General features: G+C 67.9%; 26 protein-coding genes. 14 read left to right on the forward strand and 12 right to left on the reverse strand.

Annotated features, from left to right (window positions below; genetic code table 11):
* Positions 1-5 precede the first annotated feature (5 nt).
* Positions 6-329 (forward strand): thioredoxin family protein, encoded by a 324-nt coding sequence (locus AC5P5R_RS02990; RefSeq protein ID WP_099498091.1) that lies wholly within the window; start codon positions 6-8, stop codon positions 327-329.
* Between the two features lie 96 nt (positions 330-425).
* The gene (locus AC5P5R_RS02995) at positions 426-2,777 is read left to right on the forward strand and encodes a GH92 family glycosyl hydrolase (protein ID WP_164281633.1); all 2,352 of its coding nucleotides are present in this window, start codon (positions 426-428) and stop codon (positions 2,775-2,777) included.
* A gap of 164 nt (positions 2,778-2,941) precedes the next feature.
* Here the strand turns inward: AC5P5R_RS02995 and AC5P5R_RS03000 are convergent, their stop codons facing one another.
* A complete protein-coding gene (locus AC5P5R_RS03000; RefSeq protein ID WP_043033336.1) occupies positions 2,942-4,324 on the reverse strand; it encodes a sensor histidine kinase in 1,383 nt (460 codons plus the stop codon).
* Positions 4,317-4,991, reverse strand: coding sequence for a response regulator (locus AC5P5R_RS03005; RefSeq protein ID WP_099498093.1), 675 nt, complete (start codon positions 4,989-4,991; stop codon positions 4,317-4,319). The genes AC5P5R_RS03000 and AC5P5R_RS03005 overlap by 8 nt, the downstream gene beginning before the upstream one ends.
* A gap of 62 nt (positions 4,992-5,053) precedes the next feature.
* Here AC5P5R_RS03005 and AC5P5R_RS03010 point away from each other — a divergent pair, with 62 nt between their 5' ends.
* Genes AC5P5R_RS03010 through AC5P5R_RS03020 form a run of 3 tightly spaced genes read left to right on the forward strand, consistent with a single transcriptional unit; the run spans position 5,054 to position 10,544 of the window.
* The gene (locus AC5P5R_RS03010) at positions 5,054-6,301 is read left to right on the forward strand and encodes a TolC family protein (RefSeq protein WP_012480418.1); all 1,248 of its coding nucleotides are present in this window, start codon (positions 5,054-5,056) and stop codon (positions 6,299-6,301) included.
* Complete coding sequence (locus AC5P5R_RS03015) at positions 6,298-7,470, forward strand: efflux RND transporter periplasmic adaptor subunit (protein WP_012480417.1); 1,173 nt, start codon at positions 6,298-6,300, stop codon at positions 7,468-7,470. Before AC5P5R_RS03010 ends, AC5P5R_RS03015 begins: the two co-directional genes overlap by 4 nt.
* On the forward strand, positions 7,467-10,544 hold the full coding sequence (locus tag AC5P5R_RS03020; protein ID WP_099562218.1) for an efflux RND transporter permease subunit: 3,078 nt from the start codon (positions 7,467-7,469) through the stop codon (positions 10,542-10,544). The genes AC5P5R_RS03015 and AC5P5R_RS03020 overlap by 4 nt, the downstream gene beginning before the upstream one ends.
* A 100-nt stretch (positions 10,545-10,644) precedes the next feature.
* Here AC5P5R_RS03020 and AC5P5R_RS03025 read toward each other — a convergent pair whose 3' ends face one another.
* A complete protein-coding gene (locus tag AC5P5R_RS03025; protein WP_049396096.1) occupies positions 10,645-11,388 on the reverse strand; it encodes an SDR family oxidoreductase in 744 nt (247 codons plus the stop codon).
* Between the two features lie 105 nt (positions 11,389-11,493).
* On the opposite strand from AC5P5R_RS03025, the gene AC5P5R_RS03030 reads away from it, so the two are divergent.
* On the forward strand, positions 11,494-12,435 hold the full coding sequence (locus AC5P5R_RS03030) for a LysR family transcriptional regulator (protein WP_012480414.1): 942 nt from the start codon (positions 11,494-11,496) through the stop codon (positions 12,433-12,435).
* A 65-nt stretch (positions 12,436-12,500) separates the two neighbouring features.
* Here AC5P5R_RS03030 and AC5P5R_RS03035 read toward each other — a convergent pair whose 3' ends face one another.
* The 8 genes from AC5P5R_RS03035 to dkgB form a co-directional block, all read right to left on the reverse strand.
* Complete coding sequence (locus AC5P5R_RS03035; protein WP_012480413.1) at positions 12,501-13,868, reverse strand: heavy metal sensor histidine kinase; 1,368 nt, start codon at positions 13,866-13,868, stop codon at positions 12,501-12,503.
* Complete coding sequence (locus AC5P5R_RS03040) at positions 13,865-14,563, reverse strand: heavy metal response regulator transcription factor (protein ID WP_012480412.1); 699 nt, start codon at positions 14,561-14,563, stop codon at positions 13,865-13,867. Before AC5P5R_RS03040 ends, AC5P5R_RS03035 begins: the two co-directional genes overlap by 4 nt.
* A gap of 45 nt (positions 14,564-14,608) precedes the next feature.
* Positions 14,609-15,493, reverse strand: a complete 885-nt coding sequence (copD, locus tag AC5P5R_RS03045) for a copper homeostasis membrane protein CopD (RefSeq protein ID WP_012480411.1) — start codon at positions 15,491-15,493, stop codon at positions 14,609-14,611.
* 10 nt (positions 15,494-15,503) lie between these two features.
* A complete protein-coding gene (gene copC, locus AC5P5R_RS03050; protein ID WP_099498095.1) occupies positions 15,504-15,881 on the reverse strand; it encodes a copper homeostasis periplasmic binding protein CopC in 378 nt (125 codons plus the stop codon).
* Positions 15,882-16,007: 126 nt separating this feature from the next.
* Positions 16,008-16,331, reverse strand: coding sequence for a MoaF-related domain-containing protein (locus AC5P5R_RS03055; protein ID WP_049471694.1), 324 nt, complete (start codon positions 16,329-16,331; stop codon positions 16,008-16,010).
* Positions 16,328-17,266, reverse strand: a complete 939-nt coding sequence (locus AC5P5R_RS03060) for a cyclase family protein (RefSeq protein WP_005413604.1) — start codon at positions 17,264-17,266, stop codon at positions 16,328-16,330. Before AC5P5R_RS03060 ends, AC5P5R_RS03055 begins: the two co-directional genes overlap by 4 nt.
* 19 nt (positions 17,267-17,285) lie before the next feature.
* Positions 17,286-18,233: a TIGR03571 family LLM class oxidoreductase gene (locus AC5P5R_RS03065; protein WP_005413603.1), complete on the reverse strand. Its 948-nt coding sequence runs from the start codon at positions 18,231-18,233 to the stop codon at positions 17,286-17,288.
* 11 nt (positions 18,234-18,244) lie between these two features.
* Complete coding sequence (dkgB, locus tag AC5P5R_RS03070) at positions 18,245-19,048, reverse strand: 2,5-didehydrogluconate reductase DkgB (RefSeq protein ID WP_043033343.1); 804 nt, start codon at positions 19,046-19,048, stop codon at positions 18,245-18,247.
* A 118-nt stretch (positions 19,049-19,166) separates the two neighbouring features.
* On the opposite strand from dkgB, the gene AC5P5R_RS03075 reads away from it, so the two are divergent.
* Positions 19,167-20,069: a LysR family transcriptional regulator gene (locus AC5P5R_RS03075; protein ID WP_043033344.1), complete on the forward strand. Its 903-nt coding sequence runs from the start codon at positions 19,167-19,169 to the stop codon at positions 20,067-20,069.
* A 176-nt stretch (positions 20,070-20,245) separates the two neighbouring features.
* Here the strand turns inward: AC5P5R_RS03075 and AC5P5R_RS03080 are convergent, their stop codons facing one another.
* Positions 20,246-20,719, reverse strand: coding sequence for a MerC domain-containing protein (locus AC5P5R_RS03080; protein ID WP_043033345.1), 474 nt, complete (start codon positions 20,717-20,719; stop codon positions 20,246-20,248).
* A 32-nt stretch (positions 20,720-20,751) separates the two neighbouring features.
* On the opposite strand from AC5P5R_RS03080, the gene AC5P5R_RS03085 reads away from it, so the two are divergent.
* The 7 genes from AC5P5R_RS03085 to AC5P5R_RS03115 all read left to right on the forward strand — a co-directional run bounded on the left by AC5P5R_RS03085 (position 20,752) and on the right by AC5P5R_RS03115 (position 26,818).
* Entirely contained in the window at positions 20,752-21,285 is a 534-nt protein-coding gene (locus AC5P5R_RS03085) for a ZrgA family zinc uptake protein (protein ID WP_043033347.1), read from the forward strand.
* A complete protein-coding gene (locus AC5P5R_RS03090; RefSeq protein WP_043033349.1) occupies positions 21,282-21,977 on the forward strand; it encodes an ATP-binding cassette domain-containing protein in 696 nt (231 codons plus the stop codon). Before AC5P5R_RS03085 ends, AC5P5R_RS03090 begins: the two co-directional genes overlap by 4 nt.
* Positions 21,970-23,223 carry an ABC transporter permease gene (locus AC5P5R_RS03095; RefSeq protein ID WP_043033351.1) on the forward strand — a complete coding sequence of 418 codons (1,254 nt, stop codon included), beginning with the start codon at positions 21,970-21,972 and terminating at the stop codon, positions 23,221-23,223. Before AC5P5R_RS03090 ends, AC5P5R_RS03095 begins: the two co-directional genes overlap by 8 nt.
* Positions 23,224-23,225: 2 nt before the next feature.
* The gene (locus AC5P5R_RS03100; protein WP_043033352.1) at positions 23,226-23,777 is read left to right on the forward strand and encodes a DUF3299 domain-containing protein; all 552 of its coding nucleotides are present in this window, start codon (positions 23,226-23,228) and stop codon (positions 23,775-23,777) included.
* The gene (locus AC5P5R_RS03105; protein ID WP_043033353.1) at positions 23,767-24,387 is read left to right on the forward strand and encodes a DUF3299 domain-containing protein; all 621 of its coding nucleotides are present in this window, start codon (positions 23,767-23,769) and stop codon (positions 24,385-24,387) included. Before AC5P5R_RS03100 ends, AC5P5R_RS03105 begins: the two co-directional genes overlap by 11 nt.
* Entirely contained in the window at positions 24,387-25,133 is a 747-nt protein-coding gene (locus AC5P5R_RS03110) for a hypothetical protein (RefSeq protein WP_043033354.1), read from the forward strand. The genes AC5P5R_RS03105 and AC5P5R_RS03110 overlap by 1 nt, the downstream gene beginning before the upstream one ends.
* 152 nt (positions 25,134-25,285) lie before the next feature.
* Positions 25,286-26,818: an MFS transporter gene (locus AC5P5R_RS03115; protein WP_043033355.1), complete on the forward strand. Its 1,533-nt coding sequence runs from the start codon at positions 25,286-25,288 to the stop codon at positions 26,816-26,818.
* The last annotated feature ends 3 nt before the right edge of the window (positions 26,819-26,821 follow it).

A 26,821-nucleotide genomic window follows, 5' to 3' on the forward strand; every position in this document is an offset into this window, starting at 1 on the left:
CGCGGATGCCATTCATGCGCGATCACCTGTCGGCGGAGCCCGACCGCTTCGATGTGGAGGCGCAGGTCGGCTGGCTGCTTCTCGAGTTTGGCGCGCCCTGGTGTGGCCACTGCCAGGCCGCGCAGCCCGCGTTGCAGGCCTTTGTCGAAGCGAACGATCTGCCGCACTGGAAGATCGAGGATGGCAAGGGCAGGCCTCTGGGCCGAGCGTTCAAAGTGAAGCTGTGGCCGACGGTGCTGCTGCTGCACGATGGAGACGAGGTCGCGCGGGTGGTGAGGCCGCTGGACAGCGCGGACCTCATGTCGTTGCAGGGCGCGCTTCCCGATTGAGGAGTGAACCGGGCGTGGCACGCGGGGCAGTCGCACTGCAGCATGCGGCGTGACAGGCCCGGTGCTAGCATCCGGCTATCACCTGAATCGATCCAAATGCCGATGCCCACGCTGGACCGTCGTCTCCTGATCGCTGTCGCCGCCACGGCGATGCTCGCTTCCGGCCTGGCTTCGGCCGCGCCTGCCAGAACCGCCGCCGACAAGGCCTATGCATCGGTGGACCCGTTCATCGGCACCGGTGGCGAAGGTCACACCTATCCGGGTGCGACGGTACCGTTCGGCATGGTCCAGCTCAGCCCGGATACGCGTATCCAGCCGCGCGAGAAGGCCTACGGTTGGGCGGCCGGCTACCGCTACGACGACAGCAGCATCGTCGGCTTCTCGCACACCCATTTTTCCGGCACTGGCCATTCCGATCTGGGCGACATCCTGCTGATGCCGTTCACCGGCAGTCCCGGCCTGGAGCGTGGCGATCCCGAGAAGCCGCGCAGCGGCTATGCCTCGCGCTTCCGCCATGATGACGAGAAAGCGGAGCCGGGCTACTACGCGGTCACGTTGGACGATTACAAGGTGCGTGCCGAGCTGACCACCAGTACCCGCGTGGGCGTGCATCGCTATGCGTTCCCCAAGGGCACCGACGCCAAGGTGCTGCTGGACATGCGCACCAGCATGTACGACTACCCGGGCAAGGTGTTGTGGTCGCGGGTGCGGGTGCGTGCCGACGGCACGGTGACCGGCTTCCGCGAGACGCGCGGCTGGGCGCCGGGCCGCCAGCTGTATTTCGCGATGCGCTTCTCGCGCCCGCTGGCCGGGCATGAGCTGCACAACACCGAGCAGGACATCGTCTACAAGGGCTTCCCGCCGCCGGGCGAGAAGGATCCGTCCCAGCGCACACAGATCGAGGGCCGTCAGCTGGTCGGTACCTTCGCATTCGGCAAGCTGGACGCTCCGCTGGTGGTCAAGGTTGCCATCTCGCCGGTCAGCGAGGCCGGCGCCATTGCCAACCTCGACGCGGAAGTGGCCGACTTCGATTTCGACCGCGTGCGTGCGCAGGCGAAACAGGAATGGACGCAGGCGCTGTCGGTGCTTGATATCGATGCACCCGAGCACGCTCGCCGCAGCGCCTATACCGCGCTGTACCACACACTGTTGGGGCCGACGCTGTTCATGGATGCCGATGGCCAGTATCGCGGTTCGGACAATGCCGTGCACAAGGCCGATGGTTTCACGAACTATTCGACGTTCTCGCTGTGGGATACCTACCGTGCGTTGCATCCGTTGCTGACCCTGGTGCAGCCGGAGAAGCGCAACAGCGACTTCGTCAATTCGATGCTGGCCCACCATGAGCACAGCCCCTACGGCATGCTGCCGGTGTGGTCGTTCCATGGCCTGGAAGACTGGTGCATGATCGGCTATCACGCCGTGCCGGTGATCGCCGACGCCTATGTGAAGGGCATTCGTGGCTTCGACGCCGACAAGGCGCTGAAGGCGATGGTCGAGACCGCCAATTACGGCCCCTATGACGGTATCGCACAGTACCGCGAGCTGGGCTACGTACCGATCGACGAGGAAGGTGAAGCGGCCAGCAAGACGCTGGAATACGCCTTCGATGACTGGACCATCGCACGCATGGCGCAGGCGATGGGCAAGGGCGATATCGCGGCGACCTTCGACAAGCGCGCGGCCAACTGGCGCAATGCGTTCGACAAGGACACCGGCTTCATGCGCGCACGCAAGCGCGACGGCAGTTTCCGCACCCCGTTCGACCCCAGCGCCAGTGGCTACGGTACCGACTACACCGAGGGCAACGCCTGGCAGTATTCCTGGTATGTGCCGCAGGACGTGCCCGGCCTGGCGGCAGCGCACGGTGGCAGCGACAAGCTGCTCGCGCGCCTGGACGAGGTGTTCAACGCCAAGGTGGATCCGTCCATCTTCGAGCACATGGAAGACATCACCGGGCTGATCGGCTGGTATGCACATGGCAACGAACCCAGCCACCATGTGGCCTACCTGTACTCGTACGCTGGCCAGCCGTGGCGCACCCAGGCGCGCCTGAAGCAGATCATGGACACCCAGTACGCCGACCGTCCGGATGGCCTGGCCGGCAACGATGACGTCGGCCAGATGTCGGCGTGGTATGTGTTCACCGCGCTGGGCTTCTACCCGGTGGCACCGGGCTCGGGCGAGTACATCCTCGGCCGCCCGTTCCTGCCGAAGACCGCGATGCGCCTGCCCAACGGCAAGACGTTCACCATCGTGGCCGATGGCCTGGATGACAAGCACACCTATGTGGGCAACGTGAGCCTCAACGGCAAGCCGCTGCAGCGCACCTTCCTGCGCCACGATGAGATCCTGGCCGGTGGCGAGCTGCGCTTCAGCATGCAGGCCGAGCCGAACAAGGACTGGCCGGCGCAGGGCGCGCAGGCACCGTACTCGATGAGCCGGTGATGCGGGGCGGCGCCGCATTGCCGCCGTCATTGCCCCGCACCTGGTAGGTGCCAACCTTGGTTGGCACGCGGGAGGTCAACGGTGCCCACCAAGGTGGCCGTCTACCGGAATCCGCAGGCCGATGTGCCTTGGGTGGGTGCCAACCTTGGTTGGCACGCGGCACGTCAGCGGAAACGGAACCGCAACCCCACCCGCGCGCCACCGATCGGGGCGGTATCAATCATCAGGATCGCGCCATGTCGCTGCGCGATCTCGGCCACAATCGCCAACCCCAGCCCGCAGCCATCGCCTTCGCTGCTGGCCCGGTAGAAGCGTTCCGTGACGCGCGTGCGTTCGGCTTCGGCAATGCCGGCGCCGTCATCGTCAACCCATGCCTGCACGCCTTCGGCCTCCTGCCGAACTCCGAGGGTGATTACGCCGGGCACGGCACCGTAGCGCAGCGCGTTGTCCAGCAGGTTGCCCAACGCTTCGCGCAGCAGCTGCGGATCGCCCTGTACCTGCACGCCGTCGTCTGGCCCCTCGTAGCCCAGGTCAACGCCCGCCGCCAACGCACGGTCGGCGTAGCGCTCCACCACGCCGCGTGCCAACGCAGCCAGGTCCACCGGTTGCAGTGGCAGTGCACTGCCATGCGGATCTTCCGAGCGGCTGAGCATCAGCAGCTGGTTGACCAGATGCTGCAAGCGGGCCAGTCCGGCCAGCGTGCCGGACAGCGCCAGCTGCTGGGCCTGCGGGTCGTGCTGGCGCAATGAACTCTCCAGTTCCACCTGCATCGCCGCCAAGGGCGTGCGCAGCTGGTGCGCGGCATTACTGACAAAGCGCCGCTGCGCATCCTGCATCGCGTCCAGACGCTGCAGCAGCGCGTTGTAGGCCTCCACCGCCGGCCACAGTTCGCGCGGTGCCTCCTGCGCAGGGTCCAACGGTGCCAACGGATCCGGCCGCGGGCTGGCCAGCTTCCGCGCAACCAGGTTGGCATGGCGAGCGGCAGCGCCTGTACCGGACCACGCCAGCCACGCCGCCAATGCCAGGATCGCGGCCTGGAAGGGAACGCTGGTCAGCAGCAGCTTGCGCTCCAGCCGGTGGCGTTTGCGAAGCGTCTCAGCCACGCGCAGCCGGATGTCATGGCCCGGTCCGGCGCTGACCACCACTTCGACCATGCGCACCGGTTGACCACGCACACGTGCATCGTAGTAGATGGCGTCGTCATCATTTCCCGCTGCGATTGCAGGGCGGGGCAGGGCTTCGGGCAGGTCGCCATACAGACGCCCACCCTCGGCATCGACTACCTCGCCATGCACTTCGTCGGCGGTGTCCCAGCTGAACATGCGCGAGACGGCCGGGGTGATCTCGATCGAAGCGCGACCATCCTGCACCGTCACCAGCTCGGACAACGACATCGCCGAATCCAGCAGCCAGCGGTCGTAGACCTGGCCGGCATAGAACCGGGCCAGCGCAAATGAACCCACTGCGCTGCACAGCAGCAGTACCAGCAGCGGTAGCCAAAGGCGCCTGAGCAGCAGGCCACGCAGGCTGTGCACGCGCTCAGTCACCCACGGCCTCCAGCCGGTATCCAAGCCCACGCAGCATGCGGATGCCGACGCCGGCGCGCGCCTGTTCCAGCTTGCGGCGCAGGCGGCTGACGTGGACCTCGATCACCGACAGGTTGGCGTCGTGGTCCCAGCTGTACAGCGCGTCGAACAGGCGCTGCTTGGTAACGGTGCGGCCGGGATGCTGCATCAGTGCATCGACCAGCGACAGCTCACGCGCAGTCAGCTCGATGCGCTGGCCGTCCACCTGCACTTCATTGCGGATGCTGTCGAAGCACAACCGGCCCAATCGCTTCTGCGCCGGTGCATCGCTTCGGCGGCGTGACAATGCACGCAGGCGGGCTTCCAGCTCACCCAGTGCGAATGGCTTGGCCAGGTAATCATCGCCACCCCGGTCAAGGCCGAGGATGCGGTCCTCCACGCCATCGCGTGCGGTCAGGATCAGCACCGGCAGGGTGGCGCCGTCGTTGCGCAGGCGCGAGAGCAGGTCCAGGCCATCGACGTCGGGCAATGAAAGGTCCAGCACCATCACGTCATACGGTGCGCTGGCCAATGCCGCCGGCGCGTGCAGTCCACGCGAGAGGTGGTCGCACAGATGACCGGCACCCTGCAGGGCGCGGATCAGTCCATCGGCCAGAGCGGCGTCGTCTTCGATCAGCAGGATTCGCATTGCAAGCTTCGTGCAAGGTTGGGGCAAGTTTGGCGCAAGTGCATCACCTTACCGTGACGTGCATGAATTTCTCCTCTCGTCTTGCGGCTGTGCTGGCCACGCTTCTGTGCGCGCCTGCGGCTTCGGCGCTGTCCCTGCAGGAAGCGCAGCGCGCAATGGAAGCACACAACCCGGACCTGCGCGCGGCCGCACTGGAGCTGCGCGGTGTGCAGGGCGATGCGCAGACGGCGGCATTGCGCCCGGCCACCGAGCTGTCGATCGGCACCAGCAAGATCAGCCCCAAGCATGGTATCGGCCCTGGGCGCTGGCAGGACAAGCGGGTGGACAGCACCGTGGGCCTGGGCTGGACCTGGGAACGTGGTGGCAAGCGCGCACTGCGCATCCGCCAGGCCGACGCGCTGCTGGAAGTGGCCGGGCTGGAGATGCTCGATACCCGGCGCCGCCAGCAAGTGGCGCTGCATGAAACCTATTTCGGCCTGAAGGGCGCGCAGGAGCGGGCGCAGATTGCCGAGGCCAACCGCCAGAGTTCGGCCGAGCAGATGGCGGCGGCGGACAGGCAGGTCGCGACAGGGGCGATGGCACCGGTGGATCGCGCGCGGCTGGCGGTGGACGATCTCGCCGTAGCCGACGCGGCGCGCGAGGCGGCCCTGGATCTGCGCGATGCACGGCATGCGCTGGGGCTGCTGCTCGGCCGCGACGACAGCCACGACCTCAGCGCCGATGATCCGTGGCCAGACCCCGCGGGCAGGGTCGATACGCGTGCGTTCGACCCGCAGCAGCGTGCCGATCTGCGCGCGGCACGTTCGCGCCTGGCCGCGGCCGACGCCGGTGTGGCACTGGCGCGCAGTGAGCGCCATCGCGACATCCAGCTGGGTGTGGAGGCCGAGCGCGAGCCGACCGACATCAGCGGCGTCACCTGGGGTGTGTCATTGACCATTCCGCTCGGCGGCCCGTCACGTGCACGCGGCGCGATCCAGCGTGCCGAGGCCGACCGTGACAGCGCCGCGCTGGAGCTGCAGGTACTGCAGCGCGAAGCACGCGCCGAGCTGGACCAGCTGCAGGCCAGCGCGCAGTCCGCCGCACAGCGCCGCAGCGACTATGAGGGACTGCAGTCCGACGCCGCACGCAAGGCGGTGCAGGGCATCGAACTGGCGTACCGGTGCGGCGCCGCCAGCCTGACCGATCTGCTGGATGCGCGCCGCAGCTGGCGCGAGTTCGAGGCCGCGCTGATCGAGGCGCGCACCGACCATGCCATTGCCCTGGCGCGCTGGGAAGCGGCCACATCCGTTGCTGAAGGAGAGTCCCGATGAAGTCCCCCGTCGCCCATCGCCCGCGGGCGCGACACGGCGTGCTGCCGGCCTTGCTGGCGCTGGCCCTGCTGGTCGGCTGCGGCCGTGAGCCGGCGTCCTACACCGAGGATGCGCCGCAGATCAGTGCCGGCCAGATCCAGTTTCCTGCCGGCAGCCGCCAGCTGGACGTGCTGCGCAGCGAGGCGGTGACCGCCGGCGCCAGCGCCACCCTGCAGCTGCCGGGCCGGGTGGTCTGGGACGAGACCCGTTCCAGTGCACTGCGCACGCCGTTGCCGGGGCAGGTGGCGCGCATCGAGGCGCAGCCGGGCCAGAAAGTGAAGGCCGGCCAAGTGATTGCCTGGATCACCTCGCCCGAGTTCGGCCAGGCCCAGGCGGAGGGCGTGCGTGGCGGCGCCGAGCTGCAGCAGGCGCGCAGGGAGCTGGAGCGCACCCGCGAGCTGCATGCGGCGGGTGTGGCGTCGGGCCGCGAACTGGACGAGGCCGAGGCCAACTTCGCCGGCAGCCAGGCCGATCATGCGCGTGCAACCGCCTTCGCCAAGGCATATGGCAACGGCCAGCGCGTCGACCAGCGCCTGCCGCTGCGCGCGCCCATTGATGGCGTGCTGGTGGAGCGGCGGATGAGCCCGGGCATGTCGGTCAGCCCGGACAGCGAACAGCCATTGGCGGTGATTGGCGATCCGGACCGCCTGTGGTTGCTGCTGGATGTTCCCGAGAGCCTGGCCGGACGCATGAAGGCGGGCATGCAGGCGAGCGTACCTGGTGCCGATGGCCAACTGCTGCAGGCGACCCTGCAGCACGTGGATGACTTCGTCGACAGCGAACGGCGCGTGGTGCAGGCGCGCGCGGAGCTGGACAACCGCGCACGCGGCTTCAAGGCGGGGCAGTACGTGCGCGCCCAGGTGGCGTTGCCGGCCGAGGGCGGTGTCTCGCTGCCCGATGCGGCCGTGCTGCTGATCGACGGCAAGCAGGTGGTGTTCGTGGAGGAGGACAAGGGACGCTACGTGCGCCATGCCGTGCATGCCGAGGAACTGGGCGATGGCCGCCTGTGGGTGCGTGAAGGGCTGGCTGCGGGCAGCAGGGTGGTGGTCGAGGGCGGCCTGCTGTTGCAGCAGCTGGTCGACAGCGCGCCAGCCGCCGCCAGCACCGGCACGGGGCACGCGGCCCCATGATCGATCGCCTGATTGCCTATTGCCTGCGCCAGCCGCTGATGGTGATGCTGGCGCTGCTGTTGTTCATCGGCGCTGGCATTGCCGCGTTCCGCGTGCTGCCGGTGGAGGCCTTTCCGGATGTGTCCGATACCCAGGTGACGGTGGTGTCGCTGCACCCCGGCCGGGCCGCCGAAGAGGTGGAACGCGAAGTTACGATGCCGCTGGAAGTGGCCTTGTCCGGCATTCCGCATTCGGTGCGGGTGTTCTCGCATACCCAGTTCGGCCTGTCGATGATCATCCTGACCTTCGACGACAAGGCCGACGACTATTTCGCGCGCCAGCAGGTGCTGGAGCGCCTGCAGGGGGTGGAGCTGCCGGAAGGGGTGACCCCGGAACTGGAGGCGATGAGCTCGGCGGTAGGTGAGATCTACCGCTATGTGCTGAAAGGCCCGCACATGACGCCAACCCAGCTGCGCACCGTGCAGGAATGGACGATGGAGCGCAGTCTGCGCACCGTACCCGGGGTGGCCGATGTGATCAGCTTCGGCGGCTTCGCGCGTACTTTCCAGGTCAAGCCGGACCTGGACAAGCTGCGTGACCGCGGCATCAGCCTCGGTGAATTCGCCGAAGCGCTGGAGAAGGGCAGCTCCAATGCAGGCGGCGGCTATGTGGAGCGCGGCCAGCAGCAGTTCCTGATCCGCGGCGTGGGCCTGATGCGTTCGCCCGCCGACATCGGCAACGTGGTCGTGGAGCAGCGCGGGGGCACGCCGATCCTGGTGCGCGACCTGGCCGGCATCGCCGACACCGGCCTGCCCCGGCAGGGCCTGGTCGGCCAGGACGGCAATGACGATGCGGTGTTCGGCATGGTGCTGATGCGCAAGGGCGAGAATCCGTCCGACGTGCTCGACGCCCTGCATGCGCGCATCGCCGAGATCGAGGCCAACCAGCTGCCGCACGGGGTCAGCATCGAGCCGTTCTACGACCGCTCGTGGCTGGTCTCGACCACGCTGAAAACCGTCTTCAGCAACCTGCTGGAAGGCGCGGTGCTGGTGTTCCTGGTGCTGTGGCTGTTCCTGTACAACGCCCGCGCCGCACTGATCGTGGCGGCGATGATGCCGCTTGCGCTGCTGTCGACCTTCCTCGGCCTGCACCTGTGGGGCGTGCCGGCCAACCTGCTGTCGTTGGGTGCGATGGACTTCGGCATCATCATCGATGGCGCGGTGATCGTGACCGAGCACATCGTCTCGCGATTGTCGAAGCTGCCCCCTGCGGCCGACCGGAAGACACGGTTCTCGACCATTCTTTCAGCCGCATCGGAAGTGGGGCGGCCGACGTTTTTCTCGATGCTGATCATCATCGCCGCACACATTCCGATCTTCACCCTGCAGCGCCAGGAGGGCCGCATGTTCGCGCCGATGGCTTATTCGGTGACCTCGGCGTTGATCGGTGCCTTGATCCTGGCGCTGACCGTGGTGCCGTTGTTCTGCTACTGGTGGCTGCGGCGCGACCGCATGCGCGACGGCAATCCGCTGATGGACCGCCTGACCGGCTGGTACCGGCCGATCCTGGAGCGCGCTCTGGCCCGCCCGCGTGCGGTGGTACTGACCGCGGTTGCGCTGCTGGTCGGTACGCTGGCGCTGGGCACGCGGCTGGGTTCGGAGTTCCTGCCCGAGCTGGACGAGGGCTCGATCTGGCTGACCGCCACGCTTGACCCCAGCACCAGCCTGGCCGAGGCGCAGCAGCAGTCGCGGCGCATCCGTGAGCTGGTCGGCACGTTCCCGCAGGTATCGACGGTGGTGGCCAAACTGGGGCGCCCGGAAGACGGCTCCGATGCCAAGGGCGCGAACCAGATCGAGGCGCTGGTGGCGTTGAAGCCGGAGAAGGAATGGCCGAAGGGCGTGGACAAGCGGCAGCTGGTCAGCGACCTGCAGCGCACGCTGGAGCAGCGCATTCCAGGGCCGGAGTTCTCGATCTCGCAGCCGGTGCGCGACAACATCCTGGAGAGCATCTCGCAGATCAAGGGCCAGGTGGTGATCAAGGTCAGTGGCTCGGATCTGGACGTACTCAACCAGCAGGCGCAGGCGATCCTGGGCCAGGTGCGTAGCGTGGAGGGCGTGGAGAGTGCCTTCATCGACCGTGACGGCTCACTGCCGCAGCTGCAGATCGAAATCGACCGCGACCGTGCTGCGCGCTATGGCTTGAACGTCCGCGACATCGACGAGGTGATCGAGACCGCACTGGGCGGGCGCCAGGTCGGCGAGTTGTGGGAGGGTGACCGCAGGTTTCCGATCACGCTGCGCCTGGACGATGCCGACCGCGACCTGCAACGGCTGCGCACGGTGCCGGTCGGCATCGGCGATGGCCACACGGTGACGTTGTCCGAGGTGGCCGACTTCCGCATGGCCAGCGGTGCGATCAACATCTCGCGCGAGAATGCACAGCGGGTCAAGGCGGTGAGCATCTTCATCGCCGGGCGTGACATGGGCAGCGTGGTGGCCGACATGCGCAAGCGCGTGGACGCCAGCGTGCAGTTGCCGGAAGGCTACCGGCTGGAATGGTCCGGTGAGTTCGAGAACCAGCAGCGTGCGATGAAGCGGCTGGGCTGGGTGATCCCGCTGTCGGTGCTGATCATCTTCGTGTTGCTGTTCGATGCCTTCAAGGACATCAGCAGCGCCGCGCTGATCCTGGCCAACGTGCCACTGGCGATGATCGGCGGCATTCTCGCCCTGTGGTTGACTGGGATTCCACTGTCGGTGTCGGCGGCGATCGGCTTCATCGCGTTGTTCGGGCAGGCGGTCTTGAACGGGGTGGTGATGCTCAGCCGCTTCGCCCAGCTGCGCGAGCAGGGCATGGACCTGCTGCAGTCGGTGGTGCAGGGCTCGCTGCAGCGCCTGCGCACGGTGCTGATGACCGCACTGCTGGCGATGTTCGGCCTGCTGCCGATGGCGACCTCGCATGCCATTGGCGCCGAGACCCAGAAGCCGCTGGCGGTGGTGGTGATCGGTGGCCTGCTGTCGGCGATGCTGCTGACCCTGCTGGTACTGCCCACGCTGTACTACTGGGTGCATCACCGCCGCGAGGCCCGCACGGGCTGACGGCGATATCCGGCTCTCCGCCCGGTAGAGGCCAACCTTGGTTGGCAGACGGCGAAGCGCCCACCAAGGTGGGCGACTACCGGTGTGCGATGGCCACGGCCTACACCATCCCGCCATTGGCGCGCAGGACCTGACCGTTGATCCACCCGCCATCGGCACCGGCCAGGAACGCCACCGCGCCGGCGATGTCCTCTGGCGTACCCAGTCGCTCCAGAGGGTTCATCTTCGCCAGCCGCTCGATCAGCTCCGGCGACTTTCCGTCCAGGAACAGGTCGGTGGCGGTCGGGCCGGGCGCCACTGCATTCACGGTGATGTTGCGCCCGCGCAGCTCCTTGCTGAGGATCGCGCCCATCGTCTCCACCGCCGCCTTGCTGGCTGCGTACACGCTGTAGTTCTCCAGTCTGATGCCGACCACGCTGGTGGATAGGGTGATCAGGCGGCCACCGTCGCGCACCCGTCGCGCGCTCTCGCGCAGCACGTTGAAGGCGCCTTTCAGGTTGATCCCGATCACCCTCTCGAACAGGGCGTCGTCGGTATCGGCCAATGGTGCCAGCTGCAACACGCCGGCACTGTTCACCACTACGTCTATACCGCCGAAGCGCGCCTCGATGGCATCGAACAGCTGCCGCACCGCCTGCGGATCGGCGACATCGGCCTGCAGCGCGATGGCCTGCGCGCCGGCCGCGTTGAGTTCGGCCGCCAATGCTTCGGCGTCGTCGCGGCGGCCCGCATAGTTGATCGCGAGCGCGTGGCCATCGGCGGCCAGGCGGCGGGAGATGGCGGCGCCGATGCCACGGGAACCGCCGGTGACCAGGGCGACAGAGCGGGCGGGGGAGAGGGTCATGGTCGGTTCCAGCGGGCGCGCCGGAGTGGCGCAGGGCCATCTTCGCGACATTGCCTTTTCGGATAATCCTGCATAATCCGTCAACATCATCCGGACAGCCGAACAATGGATCGTTTCACGGCCATGCGCGCCTTCGTCCGTATCGTCGAGCGCCGCAGCTTCACCCGGGCCTCCGAGGACCTGGGCCTGCCGCGGGCCACGGTGACCGACGCGATCAAGGCGCTGGAACAGCGGCTGGGCGTGCGCCTGCTGCACCGGACCACCCGGCTGGTGGTGCCGACGCCGGAAGGCGAGGCCTTCTATGGCCGTTGCCTGCGCCTGATCGCCGACATGGACGATGCCGAGGCAGCGTTCCGTGATGCCCCGCCACGTGGCCCGTTGCGCATTGAAGTGCATGGCACGCTGGGCCGGCACCTGCTGTTTCCGCACCTGCCGGAGTTCCTGCAGCGCTACCCGGAGATCGAGCTGGACGTCAGTGAAGGCGACCGCTATGTCGACCTGCTGCGCGAAGGCGTGGATGCGGCGTTGCGGGTGGGGACGCTGGCCGACAGCGATCTGGCGGCGCGCCGGTTGACGATGCTGCGCGAGGTCACGGTGGCCGCTCCGGGTTATGTGCAGGCGCACGGCCTGCCCGATACCATTGAATCGCTGGAGCAAGGCCATCAGATGGTCGGCTACCGATCCACCGCCACTGGCCAGCTGATCCCCCTGGAGTTCCAACAGGCGGGACAGCTGCGCTACGTGCCGCTGCAGGCGCGGGTGCGTGTTTCCGGCGCGGATGCATTCCTTGGGGCCGCGTTGGCGGGCCTGGGCATCATCCAGGCGCCGCGCTACCGGATGGACCCGTATATCGCGCGCGGGCAGCTGGTTGAGCTGTTGCCCGAGACGCCGCCGACGCCAAGCCCGTTGAGCCTGGTCTACCCGCGCAACCGCACGCCGTCGCCACGCTTGCGGGTGTTCATCGACTGGGTGGCCGGGGTGTTCGAGCAGACCGGGGTTGCCGGCCAGCGGCCGGCACTACCGACCAGGGGCGCGCGCGCTGGGTAGTGCCGGCCGCTGGCCGGCAACTGCAATGCGCTTGATGTACCAGGGGTGCCGGCCAGCGGCCGGCACTACCGGGCGGCAGCGCCCGGCAGCACCAGCTCGAACACGGTGCCGGTGTCATCCGACACAACACTCACACTACCGCCATGGGCCTGTGCAATCGCGCGGGTGATCGCCAGCCCCAGTCCGGCACCTTCGTGGCGGCCGCGCTCGCCGCGGTAGAAGCGATCGAACAGGCGCGGCAGCGCTTCGGCGGCAATCGGCGTGCCAAGGTTGTGCACGCTGACCCTGCACACGCCATCAGCCTCGAGCAGCCGCACCCGTACTTCGCTGCCCACGGCTGCGTGCTTCAACGCGTTGGACAGCAGGTTGGCGATCGCACGGTGCAGCATCAGGCGGTTGCCTTCCACGCTCGCCACACCGTCGCGGCGCAGGGTCAACTTCCGGTCCTCGGCCAGCAGGTCGTAGAACTCGAGCAGCGAATCCACCACCCCATCCAGCGCCACCGGCTCGCGTGAGGGAAGCGCGCCCGGCGCCTCGGCCTGCGCCAGGTACAGCAGGTCGCCCACGGTCTGCGCCAGCTGCTGCAGTTCTTCGGCACACGACGCCAGCGTCTCGCGGTAGGCCTCGTTGCTGCGCGGGTGCGCCAGCACCACCTGCACCTGGGTCAGCATGTTGGTGATCGGGGTGCGCAACTCGTGGGCGAGATCACCGGAGAACTCGGTCAGCCGCGCGAAGTCCTGCTGCAGGCGTGCCAGCATGCCGTTGAGGGTCTCCGCCAACTGCTCCAGTTCGGCCGGTGCACTGCGCGCGCTCAGGCGGCGCTGCAGGCGACCGGCGGTGATCTGCCTGGCCTCATCGGCCAGCGTGCGCAGCGGCCGTAGCGTACGCCGCACCACATAACCGCCGAGCAGGCTGCTGGCCACCGCGGCGCCGATGATCGCGATCGCCAGCAGGTGGCGAAAGCGCTGCAGGAAATCGGCATGGCGGTCGTCATCGATGGCCAGCAGGGTGACCAGCGGGCTGCCGTCGGCCAGGGTCTGGCGCAGGTGCAGGGCATGCATGCAGCGGCCATCGGCGAGGATCCAGTCGTGCCGCCGTGGCGCGGCGTCGATCGGCTGGCCGCGTGCATGCTCGCGCAGCAGCGCCGGTGCGGTCGAGAACAGCACCGCGCCACGCCCATCAACAACGTGGAAGGCGATTTCCGGATGATGGCCCAGCGCCTCTGCCAAGCGCTTCGCGCGTGTGGACGCAGGTCCGTTATCGGCGAGGTCACGGATCAACGCGACCTTGTTTTCCAGTTCGACGAAGTCCTGGGCGACCAGGTCGTGGCGGGCACTGACATAGATCGCCACGCCCAACGCGGCCAGCACCAGCGTGGCCACGATGGCGAACAGCAGCGTCAGCCGCACCGCGATGGAACGGCGCAGGCTCATCCGCTGTGCACTGCACCGTCGTCCGGCGCCTCCAGCACATAGCCCATGCCGCGCACGGTGACGATCAGCTTGGCATCGAAGTCATCGTCGATCTTCGCGCGCAGGCGGCGGATCGCCACGTCGATCACGTTGGTGTCGCTGTCGAAATTCATGTCCCACACCTGCGAAGCGATCAACGAGCGCGGCAGCACTTCGCCACGTCGGCGCGCCAGCAGCTCCAGCAGGGTGTATTCCTTCTGGCTGAGGGTGATGCGCTGGCCGCCGCGTTCAACCCGGCGGCGCAGGGTGTCCACCACCAGGTCGGCGATGACGATGCGCTCGGCCTGCGGCTGCGCCTGGCCGCGACGCAGCAGGGTGCGTACCCGCGCCAGCAGCTCGGCGAAGGCGAATGGCTTGGCCAGGTAGTCGTCGGCGCCCAGCTCAAGGCCCTGCACGCGGTCGGCGATGCTGCTGCGCGCGGTCAGGAACAGTACCGGCACCTGCCAGCCGGCCTCGCGCAGCCGCGACAGCACGTTCCAGCCATCCAGGCCGGGCAGCATCACGTCGAGGATGACCAGCTGGTACTCGCCGCTGCCGGCCAGGTGCAGCCCGTCGACGCCGTTGCAGGCGAGATCGACCACGTAGCCGGCCTCGATCAGCCCTTGGCGCAGGTAGTTGCCGGTCTTGGGTTCGTCTTCGACGATCAGCAGTTTCATGATGCGCCCATCATCGCAGCTTGGGCCCGTACCGGAACGGATTGATCATGCCAGTGGGTCCAGCGTGCCAAGCACCGCGACGCAGGCCAGCACCAGCAGCGCCAGCAGCGATTCGCAGGCCAGGCTTTGGCGGAGCGAGCGCAGCGGCCTGGGTTGCCAGCCGCCACGGATGGAGACCGCCAGCGCCGGCACCAGCCGCCAGCGATGCAGCGCGGCCAGGCCCAGCATGCCACCGACCAGGGCGAGTTTGAGCAGCAGCCAGCGTCCGTGCGCGGCGCCGGTCAGGGTCTGTATGGAACCGCCGAGATCGACATAGGTATAGGTGCCGGTCATCGCCAACAGGGCGACGATGATCGTGCCAGGCACGGCGAAGCAGTGCGCGGCCTGCCACAGTTCGCGGGTACGTTCGCGCAGGCGCAGGCCCTGTGGACGCAGCGCCAGCTGCAGGATGGCGGCGATCGCGCCGACCCAGGCGCCGGCGGCGAGCAGATGCACGATGCCGGCCGTCAGCCGCAAGGTGCCGCCGAATCCATCACCGGCGGCGGCATGCCCGTTCCAGGACAGGCTGGCCAGGGCGGTGGCGGACAACGCGAGCAGCGCCAGGCGGCGCAGGCCCCGCAGCGGCGTAACGGATGCCAGCAGGGGCAGCATCGCCAGCACTGCCACGGTGCGCAGCAGGCCGGCCTTACCCACCGGCGTGCCGGTGAGGAACCAGTGCGCCGTTGCTGGGTCGATGTCGGCTGCCGGGATGCCAAGCACGCCGGACAACCGGTTTACTGCATCGATGACGACCAGGATGAGCGCAACCACGGCGAGCGTCAGCGAGATGCTGCGCGGCAGTCCGGGGCGGACGAACAGCAGCCGCCCGAACAGCAGCATCAGCACCAGGTACAGCGCCAGCCGCAGCGCATACGGCGAGAGCTCGGCCACGGCGGCGACCTTACTTCACGGTGAAGCGGTAGTTGCCGGTGATCGGGTGGCTGTCCTGGCCGACCGCGCGCCATTGCAGTGCGTAGCTGCCGGCGGGCAGCGGCTTGGCGAAGCGCGCACGCAGCGTGTGCCCATCTTCGGAGAGGTCCTGCGCGGTGGTGGGCATGGCCATCTTCATGCGGCCATGGTCCATGCTCAGTTCGATGCGGGTGGCACGCGGCATCACCTTCTCACTGAGCTGCAGCGTGATCTCGGTCGCCGGGGCTATGGTGGCGTCGGCGGCCGGCGTCGAACGCACCAGGCTGGGATGGGCCAGGGCCAGCGGCGCAACCGCGAGGCCAGACAGGAGAAGCGCGAGGGTGGCAGAGCGGCGAAGGGAACGGGTCATGCGCGGGACACCTGTGGAAGAAGTGGCCCTCAGGGTGGAGGGCAGCGCCTTTCGCTGCCCTGACCCGAACATTACCGATCTGTAATGTTCCGTCCACTCACCGGTGGTGCCGGCAGCTGGCCAGCGTCACAGTGCTGCCAACGGCCCTTGCATGCGATGGAAACTGCCATCGGTGGCGGTGAACCAGGCCAGCGAACGCCCACCGACGAAGTCATCGACATGCACGACCGTTGCGCCATCGGCTTCCTGCCACGAAATGGCATAGACCCCTTCGCTGATCTGCTGCCACTCGCAGGCGGCTTCGCCCTGCGCACCGGCATAGGCGCCGGAGACGATGGCGTACTGCACGTGGCGGCCATCGGCGCTGTAGACATTGTCGGCGGCCAGGCCGTCATAGCTGACGCGGAAGCGGCGGCCGGCGAACAACGGCAAGGCGGGAGCTGTGTTCATCGGATCGCCACCGGGTTGATGTTGACCTGGGTCGAGCCGACGTAAAGCGGCTGGCCGAGCACGAACAGGAATTCCCAGGCCTTGTCGCGCACCAGGGCACGGCTGTCGATCAGCTCCAGGTTGTAGATGCCGCGCTTGGCCAGCATGTACTGGTTGATCGGGAACTCCTCGGCACCGTTCGGGTTCGGGTAAACCTCCGAGGCCCAGGTGTCGCCACCGAAGGCGACGATGCCCTGGTCGGCCAGCCACTTCGCGGCCTCCATGCCGATACCCGGCTCCACTTCCAGGAACTGTGTGTTGTCCTTGCCGATCAGTTCCAGCCAACCGGTGTTGAACAGCACCACGTCGCCCTTGCGCAGGCTCAGTCCCTGCTTCTTCAGCACGGCTTGGATGTCGGCCACGGTGAACTCGGTGCCGCCGGGCACGATCGCCTTGCCGTAGTACGCGGTCATGTCCAGCACGACGCCGCGGGTGACCATCGGCGGTACCTTCTCGACGCCGAGCTTGCGCACACCGTCCACGGTGACGAAGTCGGCGGCCTTGTTGCCGTTGTAGTAGACGTTGTCGATGCCGATATGGCCGATGCCGTTGAGCTGGGTGCCAACGCCGGTCCAGGCGTTCACCAGTTCATCGTTGAAGGTGAACTTGTTGGGGCCCAGCGACTTGCCGGCCTGCTGGCCGACCTGCACGTTGTACAGGCGGAAGCTGCGGTGGCGGAACGCGGGCAGGTTCTTGTCCACCGGCACCGCCAGCGGATAGGTCTTGCCGGTCCTGACCAGCGAGACCGCGTGCTTGACCACGTCAGCGGTGAGCAGGTTGGCCGCGCCGATCTCGTCGTTGGCGCCGTAGGCAGAGGGATACCACTCCTCGGCGGTGGCCTGGAAGGACAGCGGCAGGGTGGCCAGCGCAAGCGCGGCCAGGGTCTTCATCTTCATGGCAAAGCTCCGGTAACTGTCAGGCCGTCGCGGTGGCGCCGGCATGGGCCGGGAAGTGCGGCAGCACGTACTCGGCGATTTCGTGGAAGGTTTCGGCCAACGGCCGTTCGTTGCGGCGGAACTGCAGGCCGATGTGGTCGACACCGGCCGCCTGCATGGCGTGCAGCTCGGCCAGCAGGGCGTTGCGGCCGCCACGCAGGCCGAAGCGCCAGCGCTGCAGGGGGGCGTCGGCATCGTCCACCAGGTCCAGGTGGATGAAGCTGGCATACGGCTTGTTGCCGGCCACGGCGCGCCACGCCGCCACGCGTTGCGCATGGTCCTGCGGCGCGCCCGGGTAGGCCAGGCAGCCATCCATGTGCTGGCCGATCCATGCTGGTTGCTGTTGGGCCAGGCCGGCCACGAACAACGGCAGGGCCGGGCCATCGGCGGGCAGCACGTCCAGGCCCTGCGGCAGGTGCGCGGCGGCGCCTTCGCGCAGCAATGCGATCTGCTCGCGGAAACGGCTGCCACGGCTGTCGAAGTCGCGACCGAACAGCGGGTACTCCACCGGGCGGTCGCCACTGGCCACGCCCAGCAACAGGCGGTCGCCGCTCAGCCGCTGCACGCTGCGCGCCGACTTCAGGGTCAGCAAGGGCTCACGGATCGGCAGCACCACCGCACCGGTGCCCAGCAGGATGTCATTGGTGATGCCGGCCAGGTAGCCGAGGTAACTGAATACCTCGAACACCTGCGCCGCATCGCCGAAGGCCGGGTCGTACACCGGCACGTCGCGTACCCACAGCGCACGGAAGCCGAGGCGGTCGGCCAACCGTGCCAGTTCCGCATGGCGCTGCAGGTCCGGTTCACCGGGCAGGCGTCGTGCGGCGCGTCGTGCCTGTTCGCCCAGCGGCGTCCAGTCATTGTCCAGCGGTGCTTCGATGCCGATGCTGAAACCACCGGCCTGGAGCCGCGCCAACGCACTGCCCATGGCCAGGCTCCTCAGTCCCAGGCCGGGGCCAGGCCCGGCGGATCGACTTCGCGGCCGTTGCGGTCAAGCGCAGCGATCGCGGCCATGTCATCGGCATCCAGGTGCAGGTCCTGGGCGAGCAGGTTGCTGGCCAGATTCTCGCGCTTGGTCGAGGACGGAATGACCGAGTAACCCCGCTGCAGCGCCCACGCCAGCGCGACCTGGGCCACGGTGGCATGGTGCTTGTCGGCGATGGCGGCCAGCACCGGATCCTTCAGTACCTTGCCGTAGGCCAGGGTCATGTAGGAGGTCACGGTGATGCCCTGGTCCTGCAGGAAGGCGGTCAGTGCCGGGTTCTGCAGGTAGGGGCTCAGTTCGATCTGGTTGGTGGCGATCTCGCCGGCACCGACCACCTCGATGGCCTGCCGGGTCAGCTCGATGTTGAAGTTGGACACACCGATCTGGCGGGTCAGACCCAGCGTCTTGGCTTCGGCCAGCGCGGTCATGTACTCGCGCAGTTCAACGCCATTGCCCGGCGCCGGCCAGTGGATCAGCAACAGGTCGACGTAGTCGGTGCGCAGCTTGGCCAGGCTGTCGCGCAGGCTCGGGATCAGCTTGTCGGCGGCGTAGTTGTCCACCCAGATCTTGGTGGTCAGGAACAGCTGGTCGCGCGGAACGCCGGATTCGGCGATGGCCTGGCCGACTTCGGCTTCGTTGCCGTAGATCTGCGCGGTATCGACCGCACGGTAGCCAACGTCGAGGGCGTTGCGCACCGAGTCGATGACGGTCTGGCCGGTCAGGCGGAAGGTGCCGACGCCAAAGGAAGGAACGCTCATGATGGACTCCAGGGACTTCGTTGAGAGCCGGTGGGCTCGGGACAGGGCGAAGTGTGGGCGCTTTACATTTGTTGATTAAGCCGTGTATACGGGAAACGCTTTTGCGCCGAGGTAAAAAATGAGAACCACCCTGGATGAGCTGAAGGCCTTCGTGGCCGTGGTCGACAGCGGTTCGATCACGGCGGCGGCCGAGGCGCTGGAACTGACCATCTCTGCCACCAGCCGCACCCTGGCGCGGCTGGAGGACAAGCTGCAGACCACGCTGCTGCGACGGACCACGCGGCGGCTGGAACTGACCGAGGAAGGCGCGGCGTTCCTGGAGTACGCGCGCACGATCCTGGCCACGGTGGACGAGGCCGAGGAACAGATGGCCGCGCGGCGGCTGCAGCCGGTCGGGCGCCTGCGCGTGGACGCCGCCACGCCGTTCATGCTGCACGTGATCGTGCCGCTGCTTGAGGGGTTCCGTGAGCGCTACCCGCAGGTGGAGCTGGAGCTGAATTCCAATGAAGGCATCACCGACCTGATCGAGAAGCGCACCGACGTGGCGTTCCGCATTGGCGTGCTGCGCGACTCGACCCTGCATGCGCGGCCGATCGGCCACAGCCGCATCCGGGTGGTGGCCAGCCCCGAATACCTGCGCCGCCACGGCACGCCCACGCGCGTGGAGCAGCTGCGCGAGCACGACCTGCTGGGCTTCACCCAGCCCAGTTCGTTGAACGAATGGCCGCTGCAGGATGCCGATGGTGGGCCTTTCGTGATCGAGCCGGCCATCGCTTCATCCAGTGGCGAGACACTGCGGCAGATGGCGGTAGCCGGGCTGGGCATCGCCTGCCTGTCTGATTTCCTGACCCGCCAGGACCGGCGTGATGGCCGCCTGGTGCAGCTGTTCGCCAGGCAGACGCAGGAAGTGCGGCAGCCGATCAACGCGGTGTACTACCGCAACACCGCGCTGGCCGCCCGCATCACCTGTTTCGTCGACCACGTGACGCAGACGCTGGGACAGCGTCCGTTTGACGAATAGAGATCGGTAGAGCCGGCCGCTGGCCGGCTTTTCCCCTCCTGCCGGATCACAGCAGCTGCCGGCCAGCGGCCGGCACTACAAATGCGTATCACCTGATGCGTGGCCCATGTACGGATGGGTAGAGCCGGCCGCTGGCCGGCTGCCGGGTCCCCGGGGCTGCCGACCCGCGGCCGGTGTCAGCGGGTGCGCAGCGCGCGCCGGTTGCCGATGTGCGCCGCGGCCAGTAGCACGCCACCACTGGCTGTCGCCACGCCATGCCAGAGCAGCGATTCCTTCAGCGGCAGGTACAGCGAGGCCGACAGTAGCAGGATGGCGCCGATGCAGGCCAGCCGCACCGGGCGCCAGCGCCCGTGCCGGTGCACCCCGGCCGAGGTACTCGCCAAGGCCAGCGACGAGGCCAGCAGCGCGAACAGCCATTCCCAGCGCGACATCATCAACAGCAATGTCATCGCGCCATGGCCGGGATGCTGGAACGAGCGCAGCGCCATCATCGCGGCCGGCACGAAGGCCAGCAGCAGGGGCAGGGCGATGCAATGGGCGGCGCAGGCCAGGGACAGCCAGGCACCGGCAAGATCGAAGCGCGGGTGCCAGCGTGCCGAAGTTGGCGGCTGGGCCAGGGCCCTTGCGGGCGTCATGGGGATGTGGTCCATAATGTTACATAGTAACAATTGGAGTGTCCCCCATGAAGCGTTCTGCTGCTCTTTTCCTGCTGCTGGCTGCCAGCGCCGCGCAGGCCCATGACATCCGCCAGCACGCACCGCACGTGCACGGCCAGGCCACCGTCGATCTTGCGCTTGACCGGCAGACGCTGGAATTCGCCCTGCAGGCACCCGGCATCGGCATCCTTGATTACGAGCGACCGCCGGCCAATGCAGTCGAGCAGGCCGCGCTGACACGGGCTACGACAGTGCTGAAGGGCGGCAGCTGGGTCACCTTGCCCACCGCCGCAGGCTGCCGCCTTTCAGGCAACGATGCCAAGGCCGAGGGATTCGATGCGACGGCTGCAGCACCGCCATCAGGTGAGCACCGGCACGCAGGTTTCAGCGCAACGCTGCAGTACCACTGTGCGAAACCTGCCGCGCTGCGCGCCATCGTCGTGCGCCTGCCCGTACTTTTCCCCGGCCTGCACGAAGTCATCGTCAACAGCGCAACCGCCAATGGCCAGAACCGCAGCGTGCTGACGCCCGACAACCTGCGCGTGGTGCTGGCACCGTGAGCGCGGCACCGGTGATCTCGCTGGAAGACGTGCAGTTCGGCTACGGCATGCAGCGGGTGCTGGACATCCCGCGGTTGTGGGTCGAGCAGGGCAGCAGCGTGTTGCTGCGCGGAATCAGCGGTGGCGGCAAAAGCACCCTGCTGGGCCTGCTGGCAGGCGTGCTGCTGCCCGGCAAGGGCCGCATCGAAGTCGCCGGCCACGCGCTGCAGGCGATGCGCGGTGCCGCGCGGGATCGCTTCCGCGCCGACCACCTGGGCGTGATCTTCCAGCAGTTCAACCTGCTGCCGTTCCTCAGCGTGCGCGACAACATCGCGCTGGGCCTGCGCTTTTCGCGCCTGCGCAGCGCGCGCATCAGTGGGCCGCTGGATGCCGAGATCGCCCGCCTGCTGCAGGCCCTGCAGCTCAACCCTGAGCTTATGCAGCGGCCCGCGGGTACGCTCAGTGTCGGCCAGCAACAACGCGTGGCGGCGGCACGCGCCCTGATCGGTCGTCCGGCATTGCTGCTGGCCGATGAGCCGACCTCGGCGCTCGACCGCGACGCGGCGACCGCGTTCCTGAAGCTGATGTCGGCGCAGTGCCAGGCGGCCGGCACCACGGTGCTGGTGGTCAGCCATGACGACAGCCTGCAGCCCTTGTTCGACCGCACCATTTCACTGTCCGAGATCAACCAGGCAGGTGCCGGCCATGCTTGAGCTTGCCTGGGCCAGCCTGCGCAGCCGTGCGTTGAGCGTGGGCCTGACCGTGCTGGTCATCACCCTCAGCGTGGTGCTGCTGCTGGGTGTCGAACGCGTGCGCACGCAGGCGCACGAAGGCTTCGCCAGCACCGTATCGGGCACCGACCTGATCGTCGGTGCGCGTTCGGGACCGGTGAACCTGCTGCTGTACTCGGTGTTCCATATCGGCGACCCGACCAACAACGTGTCCTGGCAGTCCTACCAGGAGCTGTCTGCATTGCCGCAGGTGAAGTGGGCGGTGCCGTTGTCGCTGGGCGATTCGTGGCGCGGCTACCGCGTGGTCGGCACCAGCGCTGGCTATTTCGAGCACTACCGCTACGGCGCCGGGCACGCGCTTGCGTTCGCGGACGGACGGCCGTTCGATGATCTGTACGACGCGGTAATCGGCGCGGAGGTGGCACGCGCGCAGAAGGTCGGCCTCGGCGATGAGATCGTACTGGCGCACGGCACCGGCGCGGTCACGCTGGCCACGCATGCCGACAAGCCATTCCGTGTTGCCGGCATCCTGCAGCGCACCGGCACGCCGGTGGATTCGTCGCTGCTGGTTTCGCTGCCGGCGATCGAAGCGATCCATGTTGACTGGCGATCGGGCGTGCAGCTGCGCAGCCAGCGCGTCAGCGCCGAGCAGGCGCGCCACCAGGACCTGACCCCGACCAGCATCACCGCCTTCATGCTCGGCCTGAATTCGCGCATCGTCACGTTCTCGGTACAGCGCAGGATCAACGAGTATCCGGACGAGGCGATGCTGGCGATCCTGCCCGGCGTGACCCTGCAGCAGCTGTGGCAGTCACTGGGCACCGCCGAGCGGGCGTTGCAGCTGATCAGTGCGATGGTGGTACTGCTGGGCATGGTCTCGCTGGTGGCGCTGCTGGTCTCGACCCTGCAGGAGCGGCGGCGTGAGATGGCCATCCTGCGTGCCACCGGCGCGCGACCGGGTTACATCGCGGGCCTGCTGGTGGTGGAGGCGGTGGCGACCAGTGCGGTGGCCTGCGTGCTGGCCCTGTCGCTGCTGGTGGTCGCCAGCATGGCCGGGCGCGGCTGGGTACTGGCCACCTTCGGCCTGTCGATCACCCATGTCTGGCCGGACGGCCGCGAGCTGGCCTGGGTGGCAGGCGTGCTGGCGATCAGTGCGGTGGCTGGGCTGGTCCCGGCGTTGCTCGCTTACCGGCGCACCTTGGCCGATGGCCTTTCACCGGGAGGCTGAGCATGCGCTGGATGCTGTCGCTGCCGATGGTACTGGCCCTGGTTGCCTGCGAGCGGCCGGTGGATACCGGTGTGCAGGCCCTGCCACCCGCGCCGGTTGTTGACCGCTATGACCCTGCAGACGTTGCAGAGCAGGAACTGGACTGGCTGCAGATGATGCCCAAGGACGAGCTGGCCGCGTTGGAACGCGGCGAGGGCCCGGAAGTCGAGCACAACGGCAACCGGCGCATGCCGCAGTTCGGCACCTTCCGCACCGTGGACACGGTACTGCAGCGGCCGGTGCGCCTGCCGGGCTACGTGGTACCACTGGCCAACGCTCAGGACGGGCGGTTGACCGAATTCCTGTTCGTGCCGTACTACGGCGCCTGCATCCACGTGCCACCACCACCGCCGAACCAGATCGTGCACGTGGTGCTGCCGCGCCCGATCGAGATGCCGGACATGTATTCGCCGTTCTTCCTGGCCGGCACCCTGCGGGCCGAACGCTTGGACGACGATCTGGCCGGTTCGGCCTACACCATGCGTGACGCACAGTTGAGGCCCTATGAACCGTAGTTGCCTGCTGCTGGTGCTGGGGTGCGTCGGGTTGGCAGCCTGTACCGCGCCGGGCGGCGATGCCGTGGTGGTCACGCCGCAGGACAAACCGGCGCCCTCCGCCACGGCCGAAGCTCCCATCGACCGTTGGGATGCGTTGCGGCCCGACGAGGTCACCTATCAGCGCCCGCCGCCGCAGATCGGCCTGTCACGCGGTGGCATGGATGATGTGGGCGGGCTGATCGACGACACCGGCTCGGGCACGCCACCGGGGCTGGAGATCGACCATTCCAGCCCGGATCGCGCCAAGCAGTTCGGCTCTTCGCGGGTGGTCGATGCTGTCGATGGTCGCACGGTGGATCTGGATGGCTACGTGGTACCGCTCGGCACCAACGATGCAGGATTGGTGGATGAACTGCTGTTCGTGCCGTTCTACGGCGCGTGCATCCACGTGCCGCCACCACCACCGAACCAGATCATCCACGTGACCCTGGCGACACCGATCGCGCTGGGCGATCTGTGGGATCCGTACCGGCTTGCCGGCCACCTGCAGGTGAAGCGTTTCGACGCGGACATCGCCAGCGCGTCCTACGATGCCGCGGCAGCCACGCTGACGGCGATCCGCAACTGATGCGCAGGCGATGGATCATGGCTGCCGGGCTGATCGTGGGCGCGATGGTGCTGCTGGTGTGGTGGCAGCGGCAGCGCGCACCCACCGCGCCGCCGGCAGTTGCGTTTCCAGCACCGGCGTCCGATGCCAGCCAGCGCATCGAACAGCGCCTGGGTGACGACCACGCGTTCCGCAACGACGTATTGTTCCTGCTCGCGGCAACATTGCGCGACCGCTGCCAGCCCGCGCAGGCGGGCCTGCTGGCGCGCATGGCCAATCGTGCATCGCTGCCGGTGCTGGCGGCGGTGAGTGCGGTGACCCAGCAGGATCCATCGCTGGACCGGCCGATCTACCAGTACATCCAGCATCGCGCCGACGCGACGCCGTGCGGGCAGACGCTGCAGATGCCGTTGGCCGGTGGACGCCGCATGGCCGTGGACATCGAACAGTACGCGCGCACGTTCCCGGACAGCTACTTCGACCCGCAACGCAGCAGCGAACCGCGGGATTTCGGTGGACTGCCGCTGCAGCAGCGCGCCGGCAACGCCTGCAACAGCGTGGTGTACTCGGTGCTGCCGCTGGGTGGCACCGACTGGCGGTGCAGCAGCCTGCGCGCGAATGCCCGTGTGCGCGTGCGCGGCCTGTGCGAGGACGAACTGCGGCGCCAGCATGGTGACATTGGTGGCGAGCTGGACGCCGCCGTAGGGCAGGGGATGCAGGCGGCGGTGGTATCGGCCATCGCCGCGCTGCCGGAAGACTGCCGGTGAGCGTCTAGCAGTAGAGCCAGGCCACGCCTGGCTGGCGGTTCCGACGAGCAGGCTCGCCTCTACAAAAGCTGAATCGGCTGGCTCTCAAGGTCAGAACTATACAGGACATCCTGTATAGTTATGCTCGTAATCCACCCCCACCAGGTTCTCCCATGGCTTTGTCCCAGCCCTTGGCCGGTGCTCCGGCCCTGTCGCGTGCCCGCCGCTGGGCACTGTTGTTTACCGTCGCCGCTGGCCTGCTGCTGGTTACGCTCGACAACTCCGTGCTCTACACCGCACTGCCGACGCTGACCGAGGAACTCTCGGCCAGTGCCGGACAGGCGCTGTGGATCATCAACGCCTATCCGCTGGTGATGGCCGGCCTGCTGCTGGGTTCGGGCACGCTGGGCGACCGCATCGGCCATCGCCGCATGTTCCTGATCGGCCTGGTGGTGTTCGGCGTCGCCTCGCTGGCAGCGGCGTTCGCCGACACCGCAGCGCAACTGATTGCCGCACGTGCCTTCCTGGCGGTCGGTGCCGCAGCGATGATGCCGGCCACGTTGGCGCTGATCGGCCTGAGCTTCCACGAAGAGCGCGAACGCAACATCGCCATCGCGATCTGGGGTTCGGTGGCCATCGTCGGTGCGGCGCTCGGCCCGATCATTGGCGGTTGGTTGCTGCAGCACTTCTGGTGGGGCTCGGTGTTCCTGATCAACGTGCCGGTGGTGTTGGTCGCGTTCGTGGCCACGCTGCTGTTGGCGCCGGAAGGCCAGCGCGACACCTCGCGGCCATGGGACCTTGTGTCCTCGGTGCTGGCATTGGCGGCACTGTCCGGCCTGGTGCTGGCGATCAAGTCGCTGATCGCTACGCCGCCGTCGTATGCGCTGGGCGCGGGCGCGCTGCTGTTGGCCGTCATCAGCGGCGCGGCGTTCGCGCGCCGCCAGCAACAGCTGCCGTACCCGCTGCTGGACTTCGCGATCTTCCGCAACCCGGCGTTCCTGGCCGGCACGCTGTCGGCGGTGTTCACCCTGTTCGCGATGGCCGGCCTGCAGCTGGTCACCACCCAGCGCTTCCAGCTGGTGGCAGGCTTCACGCCGCTGCAGGCGGGCCTGCTGGTCTCGGTGGCGGCACTGGGCAGCCTTCCGAGCGCGCTGCTGGGCGGCAGCATCCTGCACCGGGTGGGCCTGCGCCCGCTGATCTGTGGTGGCCTGGCTGCGGGTGCGCTGGGTGTGGGCGTGGTGGCCTTCGGCTTCCCGCACGGCCTCGGTTGGGTGGTCGCGGGCATGGCGATCACCGGCTTCGGCATGGGCGCGGCCATCTCGGTAGCGTCCACCGCCATCCTCAACAATGTGCCGGCACACCGCGCGGGCATGGCCTCTTCGGTGGAAGAGGTGTCCTATGAGTTCGGCGGCCTGCTGGCGGTGGCGATGCTGGGCAGCCTGAGCGCCGCGATGTACAGCGCGTTCCTGCCGGTCTCGGCAGACATGCCGGCACTGGCCCGTGAAGGCTTCACCCAGGCGCTGCATGCCGCGCGCGAGAGCGGGCAGGGTGAGTGGTTCTCACTGGCTGCGGCCGCGTATGACCGTGGCTACCAGATCGTGCTGCTGGTGATCACGGCGGTGCTGGCGATGGGCGCGACGATCCTGGCGCGCCTGCTGCGCGGCCGCGTCGGAAGCCGCGAGGGCGCGGCCGATCGCGTAAAATGAGGC

The sequence above is a fragment of the Stenotrophomonas sp. YJH_SMC_19 genome (genome assembly GCF_059367915.1).